The sequence below is a fragment of the Kitasatospora sp. NBC_00039 genome (genome assembly GCF_045160625.1).
Lineage (GTDB): Bacteria > Actinomycetota > Actinomycetes > Streptomycetales > Streptomycetaceae > Kitasatospora.
The window spans coordinates 7,779,271-7,797,067 of record NZ_CP108289.1; the positions used below are offsets into that span (position 1 = coordinate 7,779,271).

The window sequence follows — 17,797 nt, forward strand, 5'->3', positions numbered from 1 at the left end:
CAGGATGGAAGGAGATGCCCGGACGAATGAGGAGGTCTGAGATGGCCGGCGAGATGCTCCACAGACGATCGCACTGGTGGCCCCCATTCGCGGAGTTGTTCGAGGACTTCCCCGTCGAACTGCGGATGGGGGAGCACATGATCCGCGTCGAGGAGTCCGAGGAGGACGGGGCGTACGTGGTCAGGGCCGAGCTTCCGGGGATCGACCCCGCGAAGGATGTCGAGATCACGGTCGAGGGCGGCGTGCTGACCGTCCACGCGGAGCGCACCGAGGAGAAGAAGGGGAAGCAGCGCTCGGAGTTCCGCTACGGCTCGTTCACCCGCAGTGTCCGGCTGCCCGAAGGCGTGAACGAGCAGGACATCACCGCGACCTTCGACAAGGGCGTGCTGACCGTGAAGGCCCCGATGGGCGAGGTCGAGAAGCAGGCCCGTCGAATCGAGATCGCGCGCGGCCCTGAGGGGTGAGGACGGGCTCGGTGCGGTGCGGGGCACCGCACCGATGGCTTCGTCGCTCTGTGACGCCGTGGCGCATTCGTCGCCATCTTGCTCGCACCAGCGGAGGAACCCATGTCCACGATCCGCCGGGTGATCCCGTTCTCCGGTCTCGGCCGTGGGGATGTCGGGCTCGTCGGAGGAAAGAACGCCTCGCTCGGGGAGATGATCGTCCACCTGGGACCGGCCGGTGTCCGGGTGCCGGACGGCTTCGCGAGCACCGCCGACGCCTACCGGGAGTTCCTTGACACCGGCGGCCTCCGGCAGCGGATCACCGACCAGATCGACCTGCTGAACGGCGGCGCGCCACTCGACGAGGTGGGCGCGGCGATCCGCGCCGCGATGCTCGGCACGCCACTGCCGCCCGCCTTGGAGGAGGAGTTGGCCGAGGCGTACGCCAGGCTCGGACGCGAGGCCGACTGGGAGGATCCCGATGTCGCGGTGCGCAGCAGCGCCACGGCCGAGGACCTGCCGGAGGCGAGTTTCGCGGGACAGCAGGACACCTACCTCAATGTCCGGGGCCGCGAGGCCCTGCTGGACGCCTGCCGACGCTGCTACGCCTCGCTGTTCACCGACCGGGCGATCGACTACCGCGAGCGGATGGGCTTCGACCAACTCGCCGTGGCGCTCTCGGTCGGCGTGCAGCTGATGGTCCGCTCCGATCTGGCCGGGGCCGGGGTGATGTTCACCCTCGACACCGAGAGCGGTTTCCCGGACGCCGTCGTGGTCAGCGCGGCCTGGGGGCTGGGCGAGACGGTGGTCAGCGGGCAGGTCGACCCCGACGAGTACCTGGTCTTCAAACCGCTGCTGGAGAACCCCGGACTCGACCCGGTCATCCACACCGAGATCGGCGCCAAGCGCCGCAAGGCCGTCTACGCCGACGGCGGCCTCACCCGCACCGAGGACACCGGCGCAGAGGAGCGCGCCCGCCGGGTGTTGGACGCCGCGGAGGTGCGCCTTCTCGCGTGCTGGGGCGTGGCCATCGAGCGGCACTACGGCTGCCCCATGGACATCGAGTGGGCCAAGGACGGCCGGACCGGCGAGATCTTCGTCGTCCAGGCCCGTCCCGAGACCGTGGTGTCCCGGCGGCGCGCGACGATGCTGCACCGCTTCCGGCTGACCGGCTCGGGGGAGTCGCTGGTCGACGGAATCGCGGTCGGCGAGGCGATCGGCACGGGCGCGGTCTGCGCGCTGACCACACCCGTCGAGCTCGAGCGTTTCCCGGCCGGGGCCGTGCTGGTCACCGGGATCACCGACCCGGACTGGGAACCCATCATGAAGCGGGCCGCCGCGATCGTCACCGACCACGGCGGGCGCACCTCGCACGCCGCCATCGTCAGCCGCGAACTCGGCGTGCCCGCGATCGTGGGAACCGGCCGCGCGACGGAGCTGCTGCACGACGGCCAAGAGGTCACCGTCTGCTGCGCCGAGGGCGAGGACGGTCACGTCTATGCCGGACTGCTCGACTACGAGCAGTCCGAGATCGACCTCGCCGGGCTGCCGAAGACGCGTACCCGGGTCATGCTGAACCTGGCCGACCCGGCCGCCGCGTCCCGCTGGTGGCAACTGCCGGCGGACGGCGTGGGGCTGGCCCGGATGGAGTTCATCGTCGCGCACCAGGTCAAGGCCCACCCGATGGCACTGATCCATCCCGAACGCCTCGACCCCGAGGAGCGGCGCCGCGTCGACGCGCTCACCGACGGCTACCAGGACCGCACCCGGTACTTCACGGACCGCCTCGCCCAGGGCATCGCCCGGATCGCCGCCTCGCGCTGGCCGGACCCGGTGATCGTGCGCACCAGCGACTTCAAGACCAACGAGTACGCCAAACTGGTGGGCGGGCGCCCCTTCGAACCGCTCGAGGCCAACCCGATGATCGGCTGGCGAGGCGCCAGCCGCTACTACAGCGAGGGCTACCGGGAGGGCTTCGCCCTGGAGTGCCGGGCGCTGCGCCGGGTCCGCGACGAGATGGGCCTGACGAACGTGGTGGTGATGATCCCGTTCTGCCGCACCACGCAGGAGGCCGACCGGGTACTCGCGGTGATGGCCGACGAGGGCCTGCCACGTGGTGGCAACGGGCTGAAGGTGTACGTGATGGCGGAGATCCCGTCCAATGTGATCCTCGCGGCGGAGTTCGCCGAACGGTTCGACGGCTTCTCCATCGGCAGCAACGACCTGACCCAGCTCACCCTCGGCGTCGACCGTGACTCCGACGCCCTCGCGCACCTCTTCGACGAGACCAACCCCGCCGTCACCCGGAGCATCGAGACCCTGATCGCCACCGCGCACACGGCCGGCCGCCCGGTCGGCCTGTGCGGACAGAGACCCAGTGACGACCCGGCGTTCACCCGGTTCCTGGTGAGTGCCGGGATCGACTCGATCTCGGTCGCGCCGGACAGCTTCGTGGCCGTGAAGGAGCACGTGGCCGCCGCCGAACGGGCCTGACCGCACATGCCCGGCCGCTGGTGGCACGGGTCGGGTTCGCCCACCGGAGGCTGCCGGGGCAGGTGGTGGACGGTCGGGGGCCGGTGATCAGGGGCGGGGAGCGGTCTGCTGCCTCCGATCGCGGCTCTGCCCGGCCGAGTCGACGGCCCCGCGCACCTCGACGGCGATCTGCTCCCCTGCCTGCCCGTGCGGCCTGGGCGCGGGAAGGCAGCACGCGTCGGCGGCTGCGGGGTGCTCCCGATCGCGCCTCCTGTGCCCGCGCAGCACGATGGAAGGAGTGACCGAGTGAGGAGATCGAGATGGCCGGCGCCCTGCTCCATCGACGTGGGTACTGGTGGCCTTCGTCCCCGGACCTGTTCGAGGACCTTCCCATGAAGTCCCGCCCTCATCCGCAGGATCCGGGAGGGCAGCCACGGACGATCGAGATCACAACCGCTGTGTCACCGCGATGAGCGGCCCTGGAGTGTCCGGTCCGCTTGCGGCAGGCAGCGGCGGGAGGAGTCCGCTGCCGGAGACTGTGTCTTCGATCCTCACCCTGACGGTGAACCCCACCGTCGACATCTGCTGCGAGGTCGACCGCCTGGCGGACATCGGCAAGACCCGTGCCCGGGTGAGGTTCGTGGCCGCCGGCGGCGGAGGGATCAATGTCGCCCGGGACGTGTCGCGGCTCGGAGGACGGGCGACCGCCGTCCACACCGCCGGCCGCGAGGTCGGCCAGCGCCTGAACCGCCTGCTGGACGAGGAGGGGGTCGACCACCTCGCCCTCGGGATCGCGGGTGAAACCCGCGAAGCGTTCGTGCTGTTCGAGAGCGAGTCACGCCGCAGCTATCACATCGTGCCGCCGGGCCCGCGACTGGACGACTCGGAGGGAGAGCGTCTCCTGGACGCGCTGGGCCGCGCCGCCGGCGGTCACCAGTACGTGGTGGCCAGCGGCAGTCTGCCCGGCGGTCTGTCCGATGCCTTCTATGCGGCTGTCGCCCGCCGGGTCAAGGAGGCCGGGGCCCGGCTGGTGCTGGACACCTCGGGGCGGGCCCTGCGCGAGTCGCTGCACGAGGGCGTCTTTCTGCGGAGGTGCAACAATCACGAGGCCGCCAGCCTCGCCGGCCGGGCGGTCCGGAGCTTCGACGACGCTCGCACCGTCAACGAGTCCCTTCTCGCTGCAGGAGCGACTGAGATCGCCGTCACCACCCTCGGGGAACTCGGCGCACTCTGTTCGACCAGGTACGGTCACACCGAGTTGAGAGTCCCGCCGTTGCCTGGGGAGCCGCTCAGCGACGCCGGGGCCGGAGACGCCATGGTGGCCGCACTCACGTTTCGGCTGGATGCGGGCGACGATCCGGTCGAGGCCTGTGCCCTCGGGGTGGCCGTGGCCGCCGCATCGGTGCTCACCCCCGACACCGAACCGTTCGATCGAGAGGTGGCCGAGTCCCTCTACCCCGCGGTGCGGATAAGACGGCAAGCCGGCTCGTGATCGAGCTGCCCCTGGCCGTCCGTGCCCGCCGGCGGTCGCCGCTGCGGCGTCGACGAGCTTCATGGCGACGTTGCCGTGGACGGTGGCCGTAGGGGCTGATGTCGTGCTCGCTCATGATGTGGGCGAGCGCTACGGCGGTGTGGATCACCGCCGATCTTCTGACGGGTGAGGGTGGGCAGGTCAGGCGTGGCAGCGGCGGTGCTGTGCCGTGGTGGCGCATTCCGGGTTTCGAGGCTGCGGAACGGAGACGGGGCCCTCCGCGCTGGAGGTCGGCCTCATCCTGCGGCAGGGCCCTGCGGATCACGGACCGGCAGAGGTCCTGGACACGGGTGAAGGCGGCTCGGATCCGGTGCTGAAGGATCACCGTCGAGACCGGGCTGCTGGCCTACCAGGGGGCGAGGCGAGGTACCCCCTGTTCACGGGCCCGGGAGTGTGTCGCCGGCCCGGGGGATGTGTCCCGGGGGCCGTGTCGGTGGGCGTGGATCGGGCGGAGTGCGCAGGGTGAGGACGGCGAGGTCGTCGCGGCCGTCGCCGAGGTGGGCGTCGGCCAGGGTCCGGCACAGGTCCGCGAGGGGCAGGTCGGCGTGGGCGGCGGCGATCTGGGCAAGGGTGGTGAGGCCGGCGTCCAGGGGGCGGTGGGGGTGTTCGACCAGGCCGTCCGTGAAGAGCACGAGGGTGGCGTTGCCGGGCAGGGGGCGCTTGTGGTCGGGTCGGGGCGCGTCCGGGTCGACGCCGAGGGGCAGGCCGGGGTCGGCGTGCAGGTAGCGGGCGGTGCCGTCGGGGCCGATCAGGAGGGGCGGCAGGTGTCCGGCGGTGCTCCAGTGGAGCGTCCAGCCGTCCTCGGCGGGTTCGATGCGGGCGAGGCAGACGGTGGTGATCGGGTTGTCGGTGATCGCCTGGAGGGTGCGGTCGAGCTGTGTCAGGACGGCGCTGGGCGGGGTGCGGCGGTCGTAGAGGAGGGCCCGCAGCATGTTGCGGGTCTGGGCCATGGTGGCGGCGGCCTTCAGGTCGTGTCCGACGACGTCGCCGATGACCAGGGCGCAGGCGCCGTCGGGGAGCATCAGGGCGTCGTACCAGTCGCCGCCGACGTGGTCCGGGGCCGTGGCGGGGCGATAGATCGCGGACACCGAGAACGGCGCCACATCGGCGAGGCTGGGAAGCAGGAGACGCTGGAAGTACTCGGCGTTGGCGCGGACCTGCCGGTAGAGGCGGGCGTTCTCGATGGCGAGGCCGGCCGCGCCGGCGAGCGCCACCACGATGTCCTGGTCGTGGCCGTCGAAGGGCTGTCCGTCGCGCCGCTCGCAGAGGTAGAGGTTGCCGTAGACCCGTCCGCGGCCGGTGACCGCCACCCCGAGCAGTGTCCGCATCGGCGGGTGGCCCGGCGGGAAGCCGACCGCGTCCGGGTGGGCGCCGATGTCCGCGACACGCAGCGGTTCGGGGTGGTCGATGAGGTGCCCGAGGAGCCCGCGCCCGTGTGGAAGGGCGACGCCGGCCAGCGCTGCGACCTGCCGCTCGCTCAGCCCCACGGGGATGAACTCCTCCAGGTGCTCGCCGTCCTCGCTGAGCACGCCGAGTGCGCCGTAGCGGGCGTCGACCAGGCCCATCGCGGTGGTGATCACCCGCCGGAGCACGACCGGCAGGTCCAGTTCCCGGCCGACCGCCATCACGGCGTTCAGCAGGTCCTGGAAACGGCGCTGGGTATGGGCGAGGTCCCGTAGCCGTCCGACGATCCGGTCCATCTCGTCGTCGATTCGGTGGCTGCGGTCGGGAACGTCCGCCCGCCCGGATCCATCCTCCGGATACACCCGGCCCACCTTCGATTCCCCTGCTGGACGACCGCACCTTCGACGCGTTGCGCAACCGGAAGCCGGACGCACCGGCGCGTCCTGTCTCCAACCGTAGGCAGGCCCGTCGCCGACCGCGACTGCGACCAGCGCCGCCGGTCCTCAGCCGCCGCGGCATCATCCGGACGATCTCCCGCCGTGGCGTTGCCACGGATCGTGACCCGGGTGGCCGCGGTGGGGGATCGGGAGGGGTGCCACAGCCTGCGCGGACTCTGCTACGCCCGGCGGTGGTCCCGCGCCCGCCCGGTAGTGTGCGACCGAGCCCCCGCTCGGCCGCGTCGTCAGCGGTGCCACCGTCGTTGCTCTGCCATCCGGCGCCGGATGACGATCAGGTCGATCACCGCGACGACGGTGCACACGGCGCACAGCACGGCGAGGCCCGTGTAGAACGCACGGTCGGCGCTCGGCGCGGGGAGTGCGTTGGCCGCGAGCAACGTGAAGACGATGGCCCCGAGCAGGAAGAACGGGACGAAGATCCGTCCGAGTAGTCGCCGGGCCGGCAGATCGCTGCGCGCCCAGCGCGGCTCGGTGCCGAGGTGCCGCCACCGCCGGGCGGTGGCCCGCGCGCGGCGGTCGGCCGCTGCGGTTTTCCAGTGCTCGACGAGGCGGTGCGGCCCGTGGTGCGGTGTGTGGAACGGCTGTGTCATCTTCTCGATGGCCTTCCGTGCGATGCGCTCCATCCGTCGCCGGGGAACGCCGTGAGCCCTCGGTCGGAAGGGGACGGTGATGTCCTACGGGGTCCCGGTCGCTGCCCCGTTGGGTGCCGGTACCTGAACGGGGTCGGGCGCAGGCAGGTGAACGGGCTTGGTCGGGAGCTGGGAGTCCGGGGTGCCCGGGGACGGCTGCGGTGCGGGAGCGGCGGCGGCGGTTGCCTCGCGGGAGAGGAAGGAGCCGAGTTCGCCGATGGTGCTCATCAGGGGTGCGGGGAAGACGACGGTGCTGTTCTTGTCGACGGCGATCTCGACCAGGCTCTGCAGGTTGCGCAGCTGGAGGGCGAGCGGGTGCGCCATCATCGTGTCGGAGGCTTCGCCGAGTGCGGAGGCGGCCAGGGCCTCTCCCTGTGCGCTGATGATCTTGGCTCGCTTCTCCCGCTCGGCTTCGGCCTGCTTGGCCATCGCGCGCTTCATGGTGTCGGGCAGTTGGATGTCCTTGAGTTCGACCAGGGTGACGTCCACGCCCCATTCGGTCGTGGTGACGTCCAGGATCTGGCGGATGTCCAGGTTGATGCGGTCGGTCTCGGAGAGGGTTTCGTCCAGGGTGTGCCGGCCGACGACCTTGCGGAGGGTCGTCTGGGCGATCTGGTTGATCGCGGAGTTCACGTTCTCGATGGCGATGACCGACTTGATCGCGTCCACGACGCGGAAGTAGGCGACGGCGGAGACGTCGACGCTGACGTTGTCGCGGGTGATGATGCCCTGGGACTGGATCGGCATGGTGACGATCCGCAGTGAGATGTGGTGCATGACGTCGGCGAACGGGATGATCAGGCGCAGGCCCGGGTCGCGTGCTCCGATGATCCGGCCGAACCGGAAGACGACCCCCTTCTCGTACTGGCGGACGATGCGGATCGACATCGCCAGTCCGATCAGGACAAGGATGACGAGCGCCACCAGGGCTGCGATCAAGGCGGTCATTTCGGCTCCCTTCGGTTGCGGACCTGCGTCAGCAGTCAGGTCCGGGAACGCGTCGCCGCGAGCAGAGCGGCCGGGAGGCGCGGGACCGTTTTCGGACCTACCGCGAGCCTGCCCCGCATCCGGTGCCGGCGACAGGGCCGAACGGGCCTTCTCCCGTCGTGACCGGCCCGGCCACGTGCAGGATCTCCTGCACCCGCGGGTTGGCGACGGCGTCCCCGGGGTGCAGCCGTCGCCCGAACGCCGACACCGGAGCAGGGCGGCCGGCAAGGCACGTACCCGGCCCCACGCCTCGCCCGCAACCACACCCGGGGCGACCGTCCGCCGGCAATGCGTCGCACCTGAGTGAGGAGGGCACAGCACCCCCACTCACCCACCGCTCGTGCCGATGCCCCCACCGCTGCGTCACTCGGCGTGGCACACCGGAGTGAAGCGGCAGCTCTGGCCTCTCCGGCCTCGCAGCCGAACACTGGATCCGCCTGCCGACCACGAATCCCATCGAGTCAACGCTCGCCGCGGTGCGGAGGCGGCTCCTGGTCGGCAGCGGACCGCACGTCCGCCCGATGACGGCTGGCATGCCGGTCCACCGGGCGGCCCGGTGGGTCAGGCGGACGATTCGCCGTATCCCACGCCGTCGTGATAATCGGTCAGGTCGAGGATCTCCTCGACGGGGCGGCGCGGCGTGACCGGTCCGGGCGGTCCGTAGCCGAGCCGCAGCATGAGTTGGACGTGGTCGGGTGGGCTTTCGGGGTCACGCAGACGCCACCGGGTCTCGGGCCATTCGACGGCCTGGTGCAGGACGGAGGCGCGCAGGCCGTGGACTGTGGCGAGCAGCCAGACGTGCTCCAGCGCCTGTCCGGTGCGCAGCCAGTCCGCGGGCTGGTCGGTGCGGGTGCTCAGCAGGCACAGCTGGGGAAGCGGCTCGAAGTGCCGTGGGGCGGGGGCGGGGGCGTCGGGGCGGCCAGCGGTGAAGTCGCGCATCGGGACCCGGGCGTCGCGGTCCTGCGGACCCAGCGCGGCGGCCGGGATGCCGTCGGAGGCAGGAGCCTCCAGGCGCAGCCAGCTGCGGGTCTCCGCCTGGCGGGCCAGGTCGGCGGCGGTGCGCCGCTCGGCCTCGGCGGTCACCGCGAGGACGCGCAGCACGCCGTCCTCCTCGAGCGGGGAGAGCACCACCTCCTCCTGCCGCGCGGCTTCGATCAGCTCGCCGAGGACGGTCTCCGGAATGTCGCGGTTGGTGAACGGCTGCCGGCTGGAGTGACGATTCCGGATCGCGGGGTAGAGGTGGTGCCCGAAGGGGTGCCGCGCTGCGGGCTCGTCGAGGCCGATCTCGGCGAGCAGATGCGGCTCGGCAGGGTCGGGAAGCAGGCCCACGCTCGCCGCCCGGCCGAGCCGGCCGGCGCCGACCCGCAAGTTGAACACGGCCGCTCCGACGGACACGTGCAGGGCCCGGCCCAGTGGGTCGGTGATGGCGACGGCTCGCCTCGGGTCACCGAAGACCAGTATTCGCCGCGCATCCGGGGTGGGCCGCAGGCGCCAGGGCTGGCTGTTGTGCACCGACGGTGCCGCGCCCGCGGCGGCCGCCAGCAGCTTCAGCTGATCGAGGGTGAGGGCCGGCTCAGCCATGATCGATCATCCTTCCGCTGTCGGGACGCCTCTTCGGTTCGGCAGGGTTCGTGCGTCTCATGTCCATGCTGCTCCCCGCTGCCGCCCGGCGCGAAGTTCCCGGGGCGGGCGGTCGCGCCCTTGCCGCGCCCCCAGGCCGGGCGGTCCCGTGTCTGTCAGGCTGGAAGTGGCCCTGTCGGCGACCCGGAAGGGAGCGGCCATGGAAACCGAGGCCATTCGTGCTCGGCCGGTGCCAGGAGTCGCGCCCAATCTCGCCGACTACGAGCGGGCCCGGCGCGATTTCTCGTGGGAGTCGGCGCGCGAGGCGCTCGACGGGCTGCCGGGCGGCCGGGGGCTGAACCTCGCGTACGAGGCGGTCGACCGGCACGTCGCCGCCGGACGCGGCGGACGCGCCGCGATGCGCTGCGTTGCCGTGGATCGGCAGGTCAGCACGGTGACGTACGACGAGCTGGCCCGCTGGACGAACCGCTTCGCGAATGTGCTGCGTTCACTGGGCGTAGGCCGCGGCGACCGGGTCGCCTCGCTGCTGAGCCGCTGCCCGGAGCTGTACGTGTCCGTTCTCGGGACTCTGAAGAACACCTCGGTGTTCTGCCCACTCTTCCCCGCCTTCGGGCCGGTCCCGGTCGAGGAGCGCCTGCGGCTGGGCGGTGTGCGGGTGCTGGTGACGACCGAGGACCTCTACCTGCGTAAGGTGGCGGCCCGGCGCGAGCAGTTGCCGCAGCTGGAAACGGTGCTGATCGTGGGAGCGTGCGCCGAGCCGCTGCCGGGCACCCGTTCCTTCGACGCGCTGCTGGCGCAGGCGTCCGAGGTGTTCACGATCCCGGACACCGATCCGCAGGAGATGGCGCTGCTGCACTTCACCAGCGGCACCACAGGTACTCCCAAAGGTGCGATCCACGTGCACGAGGCCGTGGTGGCCCACCACGCCACCGCCGCGTTCGCTCTCGACCTGCATCCCGACGACGTGTTCTGGTGCACCGCCGACCCGGGCTGGGTCACGGGTACCTCCTACGGGGTCGTCGCGCCGCTCACCCATGGGGTGACGATGGTGATCGATGCGGGGGAGTACGAGGCCCGCCGGTGGTACGGCATCCTCGCCGAGGAGCGGGTGAGCGTCTGGTACACGGCTCCGACCGCGATCCGGATGCTGATGCGGGCAAGCCCTCGGGGGAGCCCGCCCGACCTGCCGCGCTCCTTCGACCTGTCGGCGCTGCGGTTCATCGCCAGCGTCGGCGAACCGCTCAACCCGGAGGCGGTCCGCTGGGGGCAGGAGGTTCTGGGTCTGCCGATCCACGACAACTGGTGGCAGACGGAGACCGGCGCGATCATGATTGCGAACTTCGCGGCCACCGAGATCAGGCCCGGCTCGATGGGCCGCCCGCTGCCCGGCGTCGTGGCAGGCCTGCTGGAACGCGGGCCGGACGGGCGAGCAGTAGTGACGGATGGTCAGGTGCGCGAGGTCGACACCCCTGGGCGCGAGGGCGAGCTGGCGCTGCGTCCGGGCTGGCCGTCGATGTTCCGCGGCTACCTGCACGCCCAGGAGCGCTACGAGGCCTCCTTCGCCGGCGGCTGGTACCTCACCGGCGACGTGGCCCGGCGCGACGAGGACGGCTACTACTGGTTCGTCGGCCGCGCCGACGATGTGATCAAGTCCGCCGGGCACATGGTCGGGCCGTTCGAGGTCGAGAGCACCTTGATGGAGCATCCGGCGGTCGCCGAGGCGGGGGTGATCGGCCGTCCCGACCCGGTCGCCGGCGAGATCGTCAAGGCGTTCGTCTCCCTCAAACCGGGATTCGAGCCGGGCACCGGTCTGGCCCGCGAGATCACGGCCTTCGCGCGCAGGCGACTCGGACCGGCCATCGCGCCCCGCGAGATCGCCTTCGACCAGCACCTCCCCAAGACCCGCAGCGGCAAAGTGATGCGCCGCCTGCTGAAAGCGCGTGAGCTGGGCCTCCCGGAGGGCGACACCTCGGCCCTGGAGGAATCCCGATGAGCCCGCGCCGAACGGCAGCAGCGCCGACCGCCTCGCGTGGCGGGACCCGCACGCACAACCGTGGCGGACCGGCCCCACAAGCGGCCCACCGCCGAGATCTCCTGCGGGTGATGGTGCGCATCCGACAGTTCGAGGAGCGGTGCGTCGAGCTCTACAGCACCGGCGAGGTACGGGGCTTCGTCCACCTGTGCATCGGCGAGGAGGCCGTCTCCGCGGGTGTCCTCGGCGCTCTCGGACCCGAGGACGCCGTGGTCACCACCTACCGCGAGCACGGCCACGCACTGGCCCGCGGCATCCCCGCCGAGTCGGTCTTCGCCGAAATGCTCGGCCGGATGACCGGCTGCAGCCGCGGCCGCGGCGGTTCCATGCACCTGTTCGACGTGAGCCGGCGGTTCTACGGCGGCCACGGCATCGTGGCGGGCGGCCTGCCGGTCGCCGCGGGGCTGGCCCTCGCCGACCGGCTGCGCGGACAGGAACACGTGACCTGCTGCCTGTTCGGCGACGGCGCACTCGCCGAGGGCGAGTTCCACGAGACCGCCAACCTGGCGGCCCTGTGGGACCTCCCCCTGCTGCTCGCCTGCGAGAACAACCTCTACGCCATGGGCACCGCGCTGAACCGCGAGCACGCCCAGACCGACCTGGCCGCCCGCGCGGCCTCGTACGGCCTGGTGGCCTGGGAGGTCGACGGCATGGATGTGCTGGCCGTCGAGCGGGCCGCCGGGAGGGCAGCCCGGGCGATCCGGGACGGTGCCGGACCGGTGTTCCTGGAACTGCGCACCTACCGTTTCCGCGCGCACTCCATGTACGACCCGGACCGCTACCGGGACAAGGCGGAGATCGAACGCTGGAAGGAGCGTGACCCGATCCAGTTGCTCAGCACCCGGATGCGGGCCGAGGACGGCCTTGACGACAAGGCGCTCGCCGCGATGGAGAAAGAGGTCGGCGAGGAGCTGGACACGGCTCTCGACCGCGCGCGCCAGGGCGGGACCGAACCGGTGGAGGACCTGCTGCGCTTCGTGTACAGCCCGGCTGAGGGGTCGTCATGACCGGTGGCGGGGACCGTCGGGCCGAGTCGATGAGCTACCGCGAGGCGCTGCGCGAAGCGATGCGCGAGGCGCTCGCGGCCGACGACCGGGTCTTCCTGATGGGCGAGGACGTGGGCCGCTACGGCGGGGCCTTCGGTGTCAGCCTGGGGTTGGTGGAGGAGTTCGGCCCCGCGCGGGTCCGGGACACCCCGCTCTCGGAGTCGGGTTTCGTAGGGGCCGGCATCGGCGCGGCGATCGCCGGGCTGCGTCCGATCGTGGAGATCATGACCGTCAACTTCAGCCTGCTCGCATTGGATCAGATTCTGAACAACGCGGCGACGCTGCTGCACATGTCCGGCGGGCAGGTGGCGGTGCCGCTGGTGATCCGGATGACCACCGGCGCCGGCCGCCAACTCGCAGCCCAGCACTCCCACAGCCTCGAAGCCTTCTACGCGCACATCCCCGGCATCCGGGTGCTCGCACCCGCCACCGTGGCGGACGCGCGGTGGATGCTCGCCCCGGCCCCGGCCGACCCCGACCCCGTGATCGTCTTCGAGCACGGCTCCCTCTACAACGGCACCGACACCACCGCAGACGACCCCGGACCGGTCGACCTCGACAGCGCCGCGGTACGCCGACCCGGCACCGACGTCAGCCTCATCACCTACGGCGGCTCGCTGGGCAAGGCCCTGGCCGCCGCCGACCAGCTCGCTGCCCAGGACCAGGTGGACGCCGAGGTGGTGGACCTGCGCACCCTGCGCCCACTCGACGACGCCACCGTCATCGGTTCGGTGCGCCACACCCACCGCGCGGTGATCGTCGACGAGGGCTGGCGGACCGGAGGCCTGTCCGCCGAGGTCGCGGCACGCATCACCGAGCAGGCCTTCTACGACCTGGACGCGCCGGTCGAGCGGGTGTGCGGCGCTGAGGTGCCGGTGCCGTACGCCGCGCAACTCGAGCAGGCGGCGATACCCCAGGTCCCCGACATCGTGGCGGCAGCGCTGCGGGCGGTGGGCTGAGATGGCCGAGTTCACCATGCCCTCGCTCGGCGCCGACATGACCGAGGGCACCCTGCTCGAATGGCTCGTCCATCCCGGCGACCACGTGCACAAGGGGGACATCGTCGCGGTTGTCGACACCGCCAAGGCCGCGATCGAGGTGGAGTGCTTCGAGAACGGAGTCGTGGAGCGTCTGCTGGTCGAACCGGCCGAGACCGTTCCGGTCGGGACTGCGCTTGCCGTGATCAACACGGCGGCTGCCGAGGCGGGACGGGAGCTTGCGGCGGACCGCGCCGAGCCGGTGGTGCCCGGCCCGACTCCGCTGGTTCGGCGCCTCGCCGAGGAGCGCGGGGTCGACCTGAGCACCGTGCATGGTTCGGGTCTCGGCGGTCGGATCACTCGCGCCGACGTGGCGGCCGCTCCGCTGCCCGAGGTGGAGGCTCCACCGGCGCCGGCCCGGAAGGCCACCGCACACCCGGTCGAGGCAGCAGCTGCGCCTTCTGCACCCTTGCCACCGAGGACGACGGGTCGGCTGCGTGCGACGCCGATGGCACGGCGCCTGGCCGCCGAGGCCGGGGTCGACCTCGCGGGCGTTCGAGGCACCGGGGCGGACGGCGCGATCCGGGTGGCTGACATCCGGGCCGTGCTGACCCCCGCCGAGGCCGCTCGTACAGCCGAAGCTCCGCATGCCCCCGAGCGGCGCGCGGAGCCGACCGGCCGGCCCGGGGCGATGCGCCGTGCCATCGGCGACCTGATGGCGCGCTCCAAGCGCGAGATCCCCCACTACTATCTGTCCACCACCATCGACCTGGGCCCGGCGCTCGACTGGCTGCGCGAGCAGAACCGCGGACTCGCGGTCACAGAGCGACTGGTACCGGCCGCCCTGCTGCTCAAGGCCGCGGCCCGCGCCGCCCGTGAGGTTCCGCAGCTCAACGGGTTCTTCACCGACGGAGCTTTCGTCGCCGCACCCGAGGTCCACCTCGGAGTCGCGGTCTCACTGCGCGGCGGCGGTCTGGTGGCTCCCGCGATCCACCACGCGGCCGACTTGTCGCCGGCGGAACTCATGGCACGCCTTCGGGACGTGGTCGCCCGGGCCCGGTCCGGCCGGCTGCGCGGCTCGGAGACCACCGACCCCACCATCACCGTGACCAGCCTCGGCGACCAAGGCGTCGAGGCGGTCTTCGGCGTCATCTACCCGCCGCAGGTCGCCCTGGTGGGCCTGGGCAAGGTGGTCGAGCGTCCCTGGGCCGTCGACGGCCTGCTCGGCGTGCGTCCCGTGGTGACAGCGACGCTCTCCGCCGACCACCGGGCCAGCGACGGCGCCACCGGCGCCCGCTACCTGGCAGCCCTCGAACGGCTACTGCGCACACCGGAGGAACTGTGAACCGAGACCAGGCCCTGGCCCTCCTCAAGGACGCGCTCACCGAGATCGTCCCGGACGCGGACTTCACCGTGATCGGACCCGACACCGCCTTCCGGGAAGTCCTGGAACTCGACTCGCTGGACTTCCTGAACCTGGTCGAGCGGCTGACCGAGCGCGCCGGTTGCCGGATCGACGAGGACGACTACCCCCGCCTGACCACCCTGAACAGCGCCGCCTCGTTTCTCGTGGAGCGGACCTGAGGGTGCCGGGCAGGTGGTGCTGAGCGGCACCCTCGAACCCCCGTACCTGGTACCGATCGTGCTGCGCCTGTGCGGCGCCGTTGACGGGGTGGTGTCGGTCACCGATCGGACGCAGCGGGAGGACCGGCCGGGCGACGATCAGGATGGCATGCCATGACCGCGCGACCCGCGAATGGCCCGGCCATCGTGATCGGGTCGACGGGTCCGCGCCATCGTGCAGAGCGCTGTGGTGAGTCGTGCGGCAGGCTCGGACGGAGGGCGTCGCGGTGGCGCGGTGATCGCATCCGTAGTATGCGCCGGTGACGGATCCGGGCCAGCACGTCGTCGGACCACGTCACCGCGTCGGGTCGTCGGCGGTACGGATCACGCGGCCGCTGAGTTCGGTCGGCTTGATCCGGACCCACAGGTCCCGCTCACCGCCCGCCCAGGGTGACGGCTTGTCCCGTTGTTTCAGGTGGGCCAGCGCCGGCCGGTCGTCGATCCGGTGGGCGTCACCGGTGGCCAGCACGCTCCAGCCGGTGCGCAGCACCTCATCGATCCGGTCGACCTCGAAGGCGACGCGCTGGCCGACGGTGGCGGCAAGCGGGCCGTCGGCAGTTGTGCGGAAGATCAGTGTGCCGTCCAGCACCCAGTAGTTGACCGGGAGGACGATGGGACCCGTTGCGGTGGCGAGGGCCACCCGGCCGACTCCGTCGGTGGACAGTCGCTCCCAGCACTCGGAACGAGCCAGCTCTTCCAGCACCGGGTGCGCGGCGGCGCTCGCGCGGCCGGTCGGCAGATCGAGTCCGCCGCCCAGCAACTGGGTGACCGACGTGTCCAGCACTGCGGCCAGCCTGGCCAGTGCTCCCCGCTCGACGTCGGTGGGCGAGGTTTCCAGGTACTCCAGGTACGGCACCGCCATGCCGGCCCGGACCGCGGTCTGTTCCCGGCTGAGTCCCAGCTGCGCGCGGCGCAGCGCGACTCGTCTACCGAGGTCGCCGGGGTTGCTCACCATGGCCTGTTCCGGACCGCCTGTGGATTCCCCGGGCCCGGCTGGCTCGCTCCGCTCCGTCTTCGGGGAGGTGTGTGGTCGGTCGGATGGCCGGAGCGCCTGCCTGCTCGGGTCCTGGCGGGTGAAGTGGTGCAGGCGACTATCCGGACCGGGGAAGAACAGCGTGGAGTGCCCGGTGTCCGACCACAGGACTTCCCAGGGCGGTTCGCCGTCCGGCCGGTGCAGTGCGGTCACCTTTCCGTCGCGCCGCGGTACGCCGGGGCGCGTGCCTTCTACGATGACGCGGTCTCCGATGGCGGCTCTCATTGCGGTCTCCCAGGAGAATTCTTGGCGTGGAGCTTGGTGTCGGTCGGCGAGCGGACCACGTGGATCTCCACTTGGCGCTGAGTTACGTCGCGGGGTCAGCGAGGATCATGCTGCCGGTCGTTGTGCCACCGTCGACGACGAACTCGCATCCGGTGGAGTAGGTGGCGTCAGCGGCCACGAACAGAACCATCGCGGCGACCTCCTCCGGGCGTCCGAAGCGGTCGTGCGGGTCGGTGCCGTCCAAGGTGTGGAACGAACGCGACGGACAACGCCGGCCGGCGAGCGCGGTGCAGCGGGAGTCGGGTGGAGGTGATGTCCACGCTGCGGTGGCGGGTACGAGGCTCCGCAGCGCGACGCGCGGTGATCGTTTGCTCGGCCCTGCGGCGCGGGGCGTCAATCAGCCGTGACCGCCGTGGTCACCTGCGTGCTTGCGTTTGTGCCAGCGTTGGACGACTCGAGTCCTGGTGTTGAAGGCGGTCCGCACGGTGCGTTCGGCGGCCGAGCGTCGGGGTGGCAACAGCCCGAGCTGACGGGCCCATTCGGCACCGTCGAAGGCGACTCGATCGTGTCGGACGCGGCCGGAATCGACGTCCATGAAGTCGATGCCACGGATGTCGAAGGTGTGGTTGTTCGGCGTGAAACCCTGGAACGGCTTGCCGTTGAACGTGCCCGTGATCCGCCATGCGACAGCGACCTGCTCCCCAGCCCCGGTGACAGCTTCAACGGTCATCGAGAAGTCCGGCAGGGCACCACGGAGCTCCGCGAAGAACTCCTTCACGGCTGGCCGTCCGCGTTGCTCTCCGAAGGGGAGGATGTCGTAAGTGGCGTCCTCGTGGACGAGTTCGGCGAACCGGTCGAGATCGCCGGCGCCGAGGGCATCGGCCGCGCTCCGCGCAACCTCGACCGGCGTTACAGGTGGGGAGGGCGCGCTCATGTCATTCTCCTGGTGGTCGCCGAGGGCGTGTGCCCCTTCTCAGCCTCGCGCGGCGCGCGGGGCGGCGCCAATTGGCCGGACGCTTCCGGCGCCCAGCAGTCGGTGTGCGGACCGCCTTCGTCGTATCGGCGTGCTCAGCGCTGTTTGCGGGGGCTGCAGAGCACAACGGAGCGGACCCAGGTTCTCCTTTGCAGCGCGCACATCATCGATCGTGTGATCGTGTTGCCGCCTCGCGAAGCCGGCGAGCGCGTCCACTCGTCCTCGCGGTCGAAGAGCGTCTTCGGCCGGTCGACGGTAGTGACGGCGGATCGCACGAATGGGCCCGCCCATCGCTCGGCTGCAGCCTTCGGACCCAGTACACGCCCGAGAAGGTTGCCCTGCCTCCCCAACGGTGGGGCCCGTTCCAGGGCCGGTTGGAGTCG

Annotated in this window: 16 protein-coding genes and 1 pseudogene; 9 read left to right on the forward strand and 8 right to left on the reverse strand. The window is 71.4% G+C overall.

Translation table 11 applies throughout. The features are described 5' to 3' along the window. Nucleotides 1-26: 26 nt before the first annotated feature. The 3 genes from OG286_RS34460 to OG286_RS34470 all read left to right on the forward strand — a co-directional run bounded on the left by OG286_RS34460 (nucleotide 27) and on the right by OG286_RS34470 (nucleotide 4,407). Nucleotides 27-464, forward strand: a complete 438-nt coding sequence (locus tag OG286_RS34460; RefSeq protein ID WP_396321238.1) for an Hsp20/alpha crystallin family protein — start codon at nucleotides 27-29, stop codon at nucleotides 462-464. Between the two features lie 102 nt (nucleotides 465-566). Further along, nucleotides 567-2,936, forward strand: a complete 2,370-nt coding sequence (gene ppsA / locus OG286_RS34465) for a phosphoenolpyruvate synthase (protein WP_405358822.1) — start codon at nucleotides 567-569, stop codon at nucleotides 2,934-2,936. 517 nt (nucleotides 2,937-3,453) lie between these two features. Next, the gene (locus tag OG286_RS34470) at nucleotides 3,454-4,407 is read left to right on the forward strand and encodes a 1-phosphofructokinase family hexose kinase (protein ID WP_396321240.1); all 954 of its coding nucleotides are present in this window, start codon (nucleotides 3,454-3,456) and stop codon (nucleotides 4,405-4,407) included. Nucleotides 4,408-4,823: 416 nt separating this feature from the next. Here OG286_RS34470 and OG286_RS34475 read toward each other — a convergent pair whose 3' ends face one another. The 4 genes from OG286_RS34475 to OG286_RS34490 form a co-directional block, all read right to left on the reverse strand. Further along, the gene (locus OG286_RS34475; RefSeq protein ID WP_396321304.1) at nucleotides 4,824-6,146 is read right to left on the reverse strand and encodes a PP2C family protein-serine/threonine phosphatase; all 1,323 of its coding nucleotides are present in this window, start codon (nucleotides 6,144-6,146) and stop codon (nucleotides 4,824-4,826) included. Between the two features lie 386 nt (nucleotides 6,147-6,532). Beyond that, nucleotides 6,533-6,931, reverse strand: a complete 399-nt coding sequence (locus OG286_RS34480; RefSeq protein ID WP_396321241.1) for a hypothetical protein — start codon at nucleotides 6,929-6,931, stop codon at nucleotides 6,533-6,535. 51 nt (nucleotides 6,932-6,982) lie between these two features. Beyond that, the gene (locus tag OG286_RS34485) at nucleotides 6,983-7,885 is read right to left on the reverse strand and encodes a slipin family protein (RefSeq protein ID WP_396321242.1); all 903 of its coding nucleotides are present in this window, start codon (nucleotides 7,883-7,885) and stop codon (nucleotides 6,983-6,985) included. A 600-nt stretch (nucleotides 7,886-8,485) separates the two neighbouring features. Next, nucleotides 8,486-9,505: an Acg family FMN-binding oxidoreductase gene (locus tag OG286_RS34490; RefSeq protein WP_396321243.1), complete on the reverse strand. Its 1,020-nt coding sequence runs from the start codon at nucleotides 9,503-9,505 to the stop codon at nucleotides 8,486-8,488. 199 nt (nucleotides 9,506-9,704) lie between these two features. Here OG286_RS34490 and acsA point away from each other — a divergent pair, with 199 nt between their 5' ends. The 6 genes from acsA to OG286_RS34520 all read left to right on the forward strand — a co-directional run bounded on the left by acsA (nucleotide 9,705) and on the right by OG286_RS34520 (nucleotide 15,301). Next, nucleotides 9,705-11,498, forward strand: a complete 1,794-nt coding sequence (gene acsA, locus OG286_RS34495; protein ID WP_396321244.1) for an acetate--CoA ligase — start codon at nucleotides 9,705-9,707, stop codon at nucleotides 11,496-11,498. A gap of 110 nt (nucleotides 11,499-11,608) precedes the next feature. Further along, complete coding sequence (gene pdhA / locus OG286_RS34500; protein ID WP_396321245.1) at nucleotides 11,609-12,544, forward strand: pyruvate dehydrogenase (acetyl-transferring) E1 component subunit alpha; 936 nt, start codon at nucleotides 11,609-11,611, stop codon at nucleotides 12,542-12,544. After that, nucleotides 12,541-13,542, forward strand: coding sequence for an alpha-ketoacid dehydrogenase subunit beta (locus OG286_RS34505; RefSeq protein ID WP_405358821.1), 1,002 nt, complete (start codon nucleotides 12,541-12,543; stop codon nucleotides 13,540-13,542). The genes pdhA and OG286_RS34505 overlap by 4 nt, the downstream gene beginning before the upstream one ends. Before the next feature lies 1 nt (nucleotide 13,543). After that, entirely contained in the window at nucleotides 13,544-14,905 is a 1,362-nt protein-coding gene (locus OG286_RS34510; protein ID WP_396321247.1) for a dihydrolipoamide acetyltransferase family protein, read from the forward strand. Beyond that, nucleotides 14,902-15,144, forward strand: a complete 243-nt coding sequence (locus OG286_RS34515) for an acyl carrier protein (RefSeq protein ID WP_396321248.1) — start codon at nucleotides 14,902-14,904, stop codon at nucleotides 15,142-15,144. The genes OG286_RS34510 and OG286_RS34515 overlap by 4 nt, the downstream gene beginning before the upstream one ends. A 13-nt stretch (nucleotides 15,145-15,157) precedes the next feature. Continuing rightward, the gene (locus OG286_RS34520; protein WP_396321249.1) at nucleotides 15,158-15,301 is read left to right on the forward strand and encodes a hypothetical protein; all 144 of its coding nucleotides are present in this window, start codon (nucleotides 15,158-15,160) and stop codon (nucleotides 15,299-15,301) included. 177 nt (nucleotides 15,302-15,478) lie between these two features. Here the strand turns inward: OG286_RS34520 and OG286_RS34525 are convergent, their stop codons facing one another. The 4 genes and pseudogenes from OG286_RS34525 to OG286_RS34540 all read right to left on the reverse strand — a co-directional run bounded on the left by OG286_RS34525 (nucleotide 15,479) and on the right by OG286_RS34540 (nucleotide 17,375). Continuing rightward, entirely contained in the window at nucleotides 15,479-16,138 is a 660-nt protein-coding gene (locus OG286_RS34525) for a helix-turn-helix domain-containing protein (RefSeq protein WP_396321305.1), read from the reverse strand. A gap of 144 nt (nucleotides 16,139-16,282) precedes the next feature. Then, nucleotides 16,283-16,441, reverse strand: a pseudogene (locus tag OG286_RS34530) (DUF1918 domain-containing protein); the annotation flags it as partial. Nucleotides 16,442-16,523: 82 nt separating this feature from the next. Beyond that, entirely contained in the window at nucleotides 16,524-16,685 is a 162-nt protein-coding gene (locus tag OG286_RS34535; RefSeq protein WP_396321250.1) for an SDR family oxidoreductase, read from the reverse strand. Between the two features lie 153 nt (nucleotides 16,686-16,838). Further along, nucleotides 16,839-17,375 carry an ester cyclase gene (locus OG286_RS34540; protein ID WP_396321251.1) on the reverse strand — a complete coding sequence of 179 codons (537 nt, stop codon included), beginning with the start codon at nucleotides 17,373-17,375 and terminating at the stop codon, nucleotides 16,839-16,841. Nucleotides 17,376-17,797: the final 422 nt, after the last annotated feature.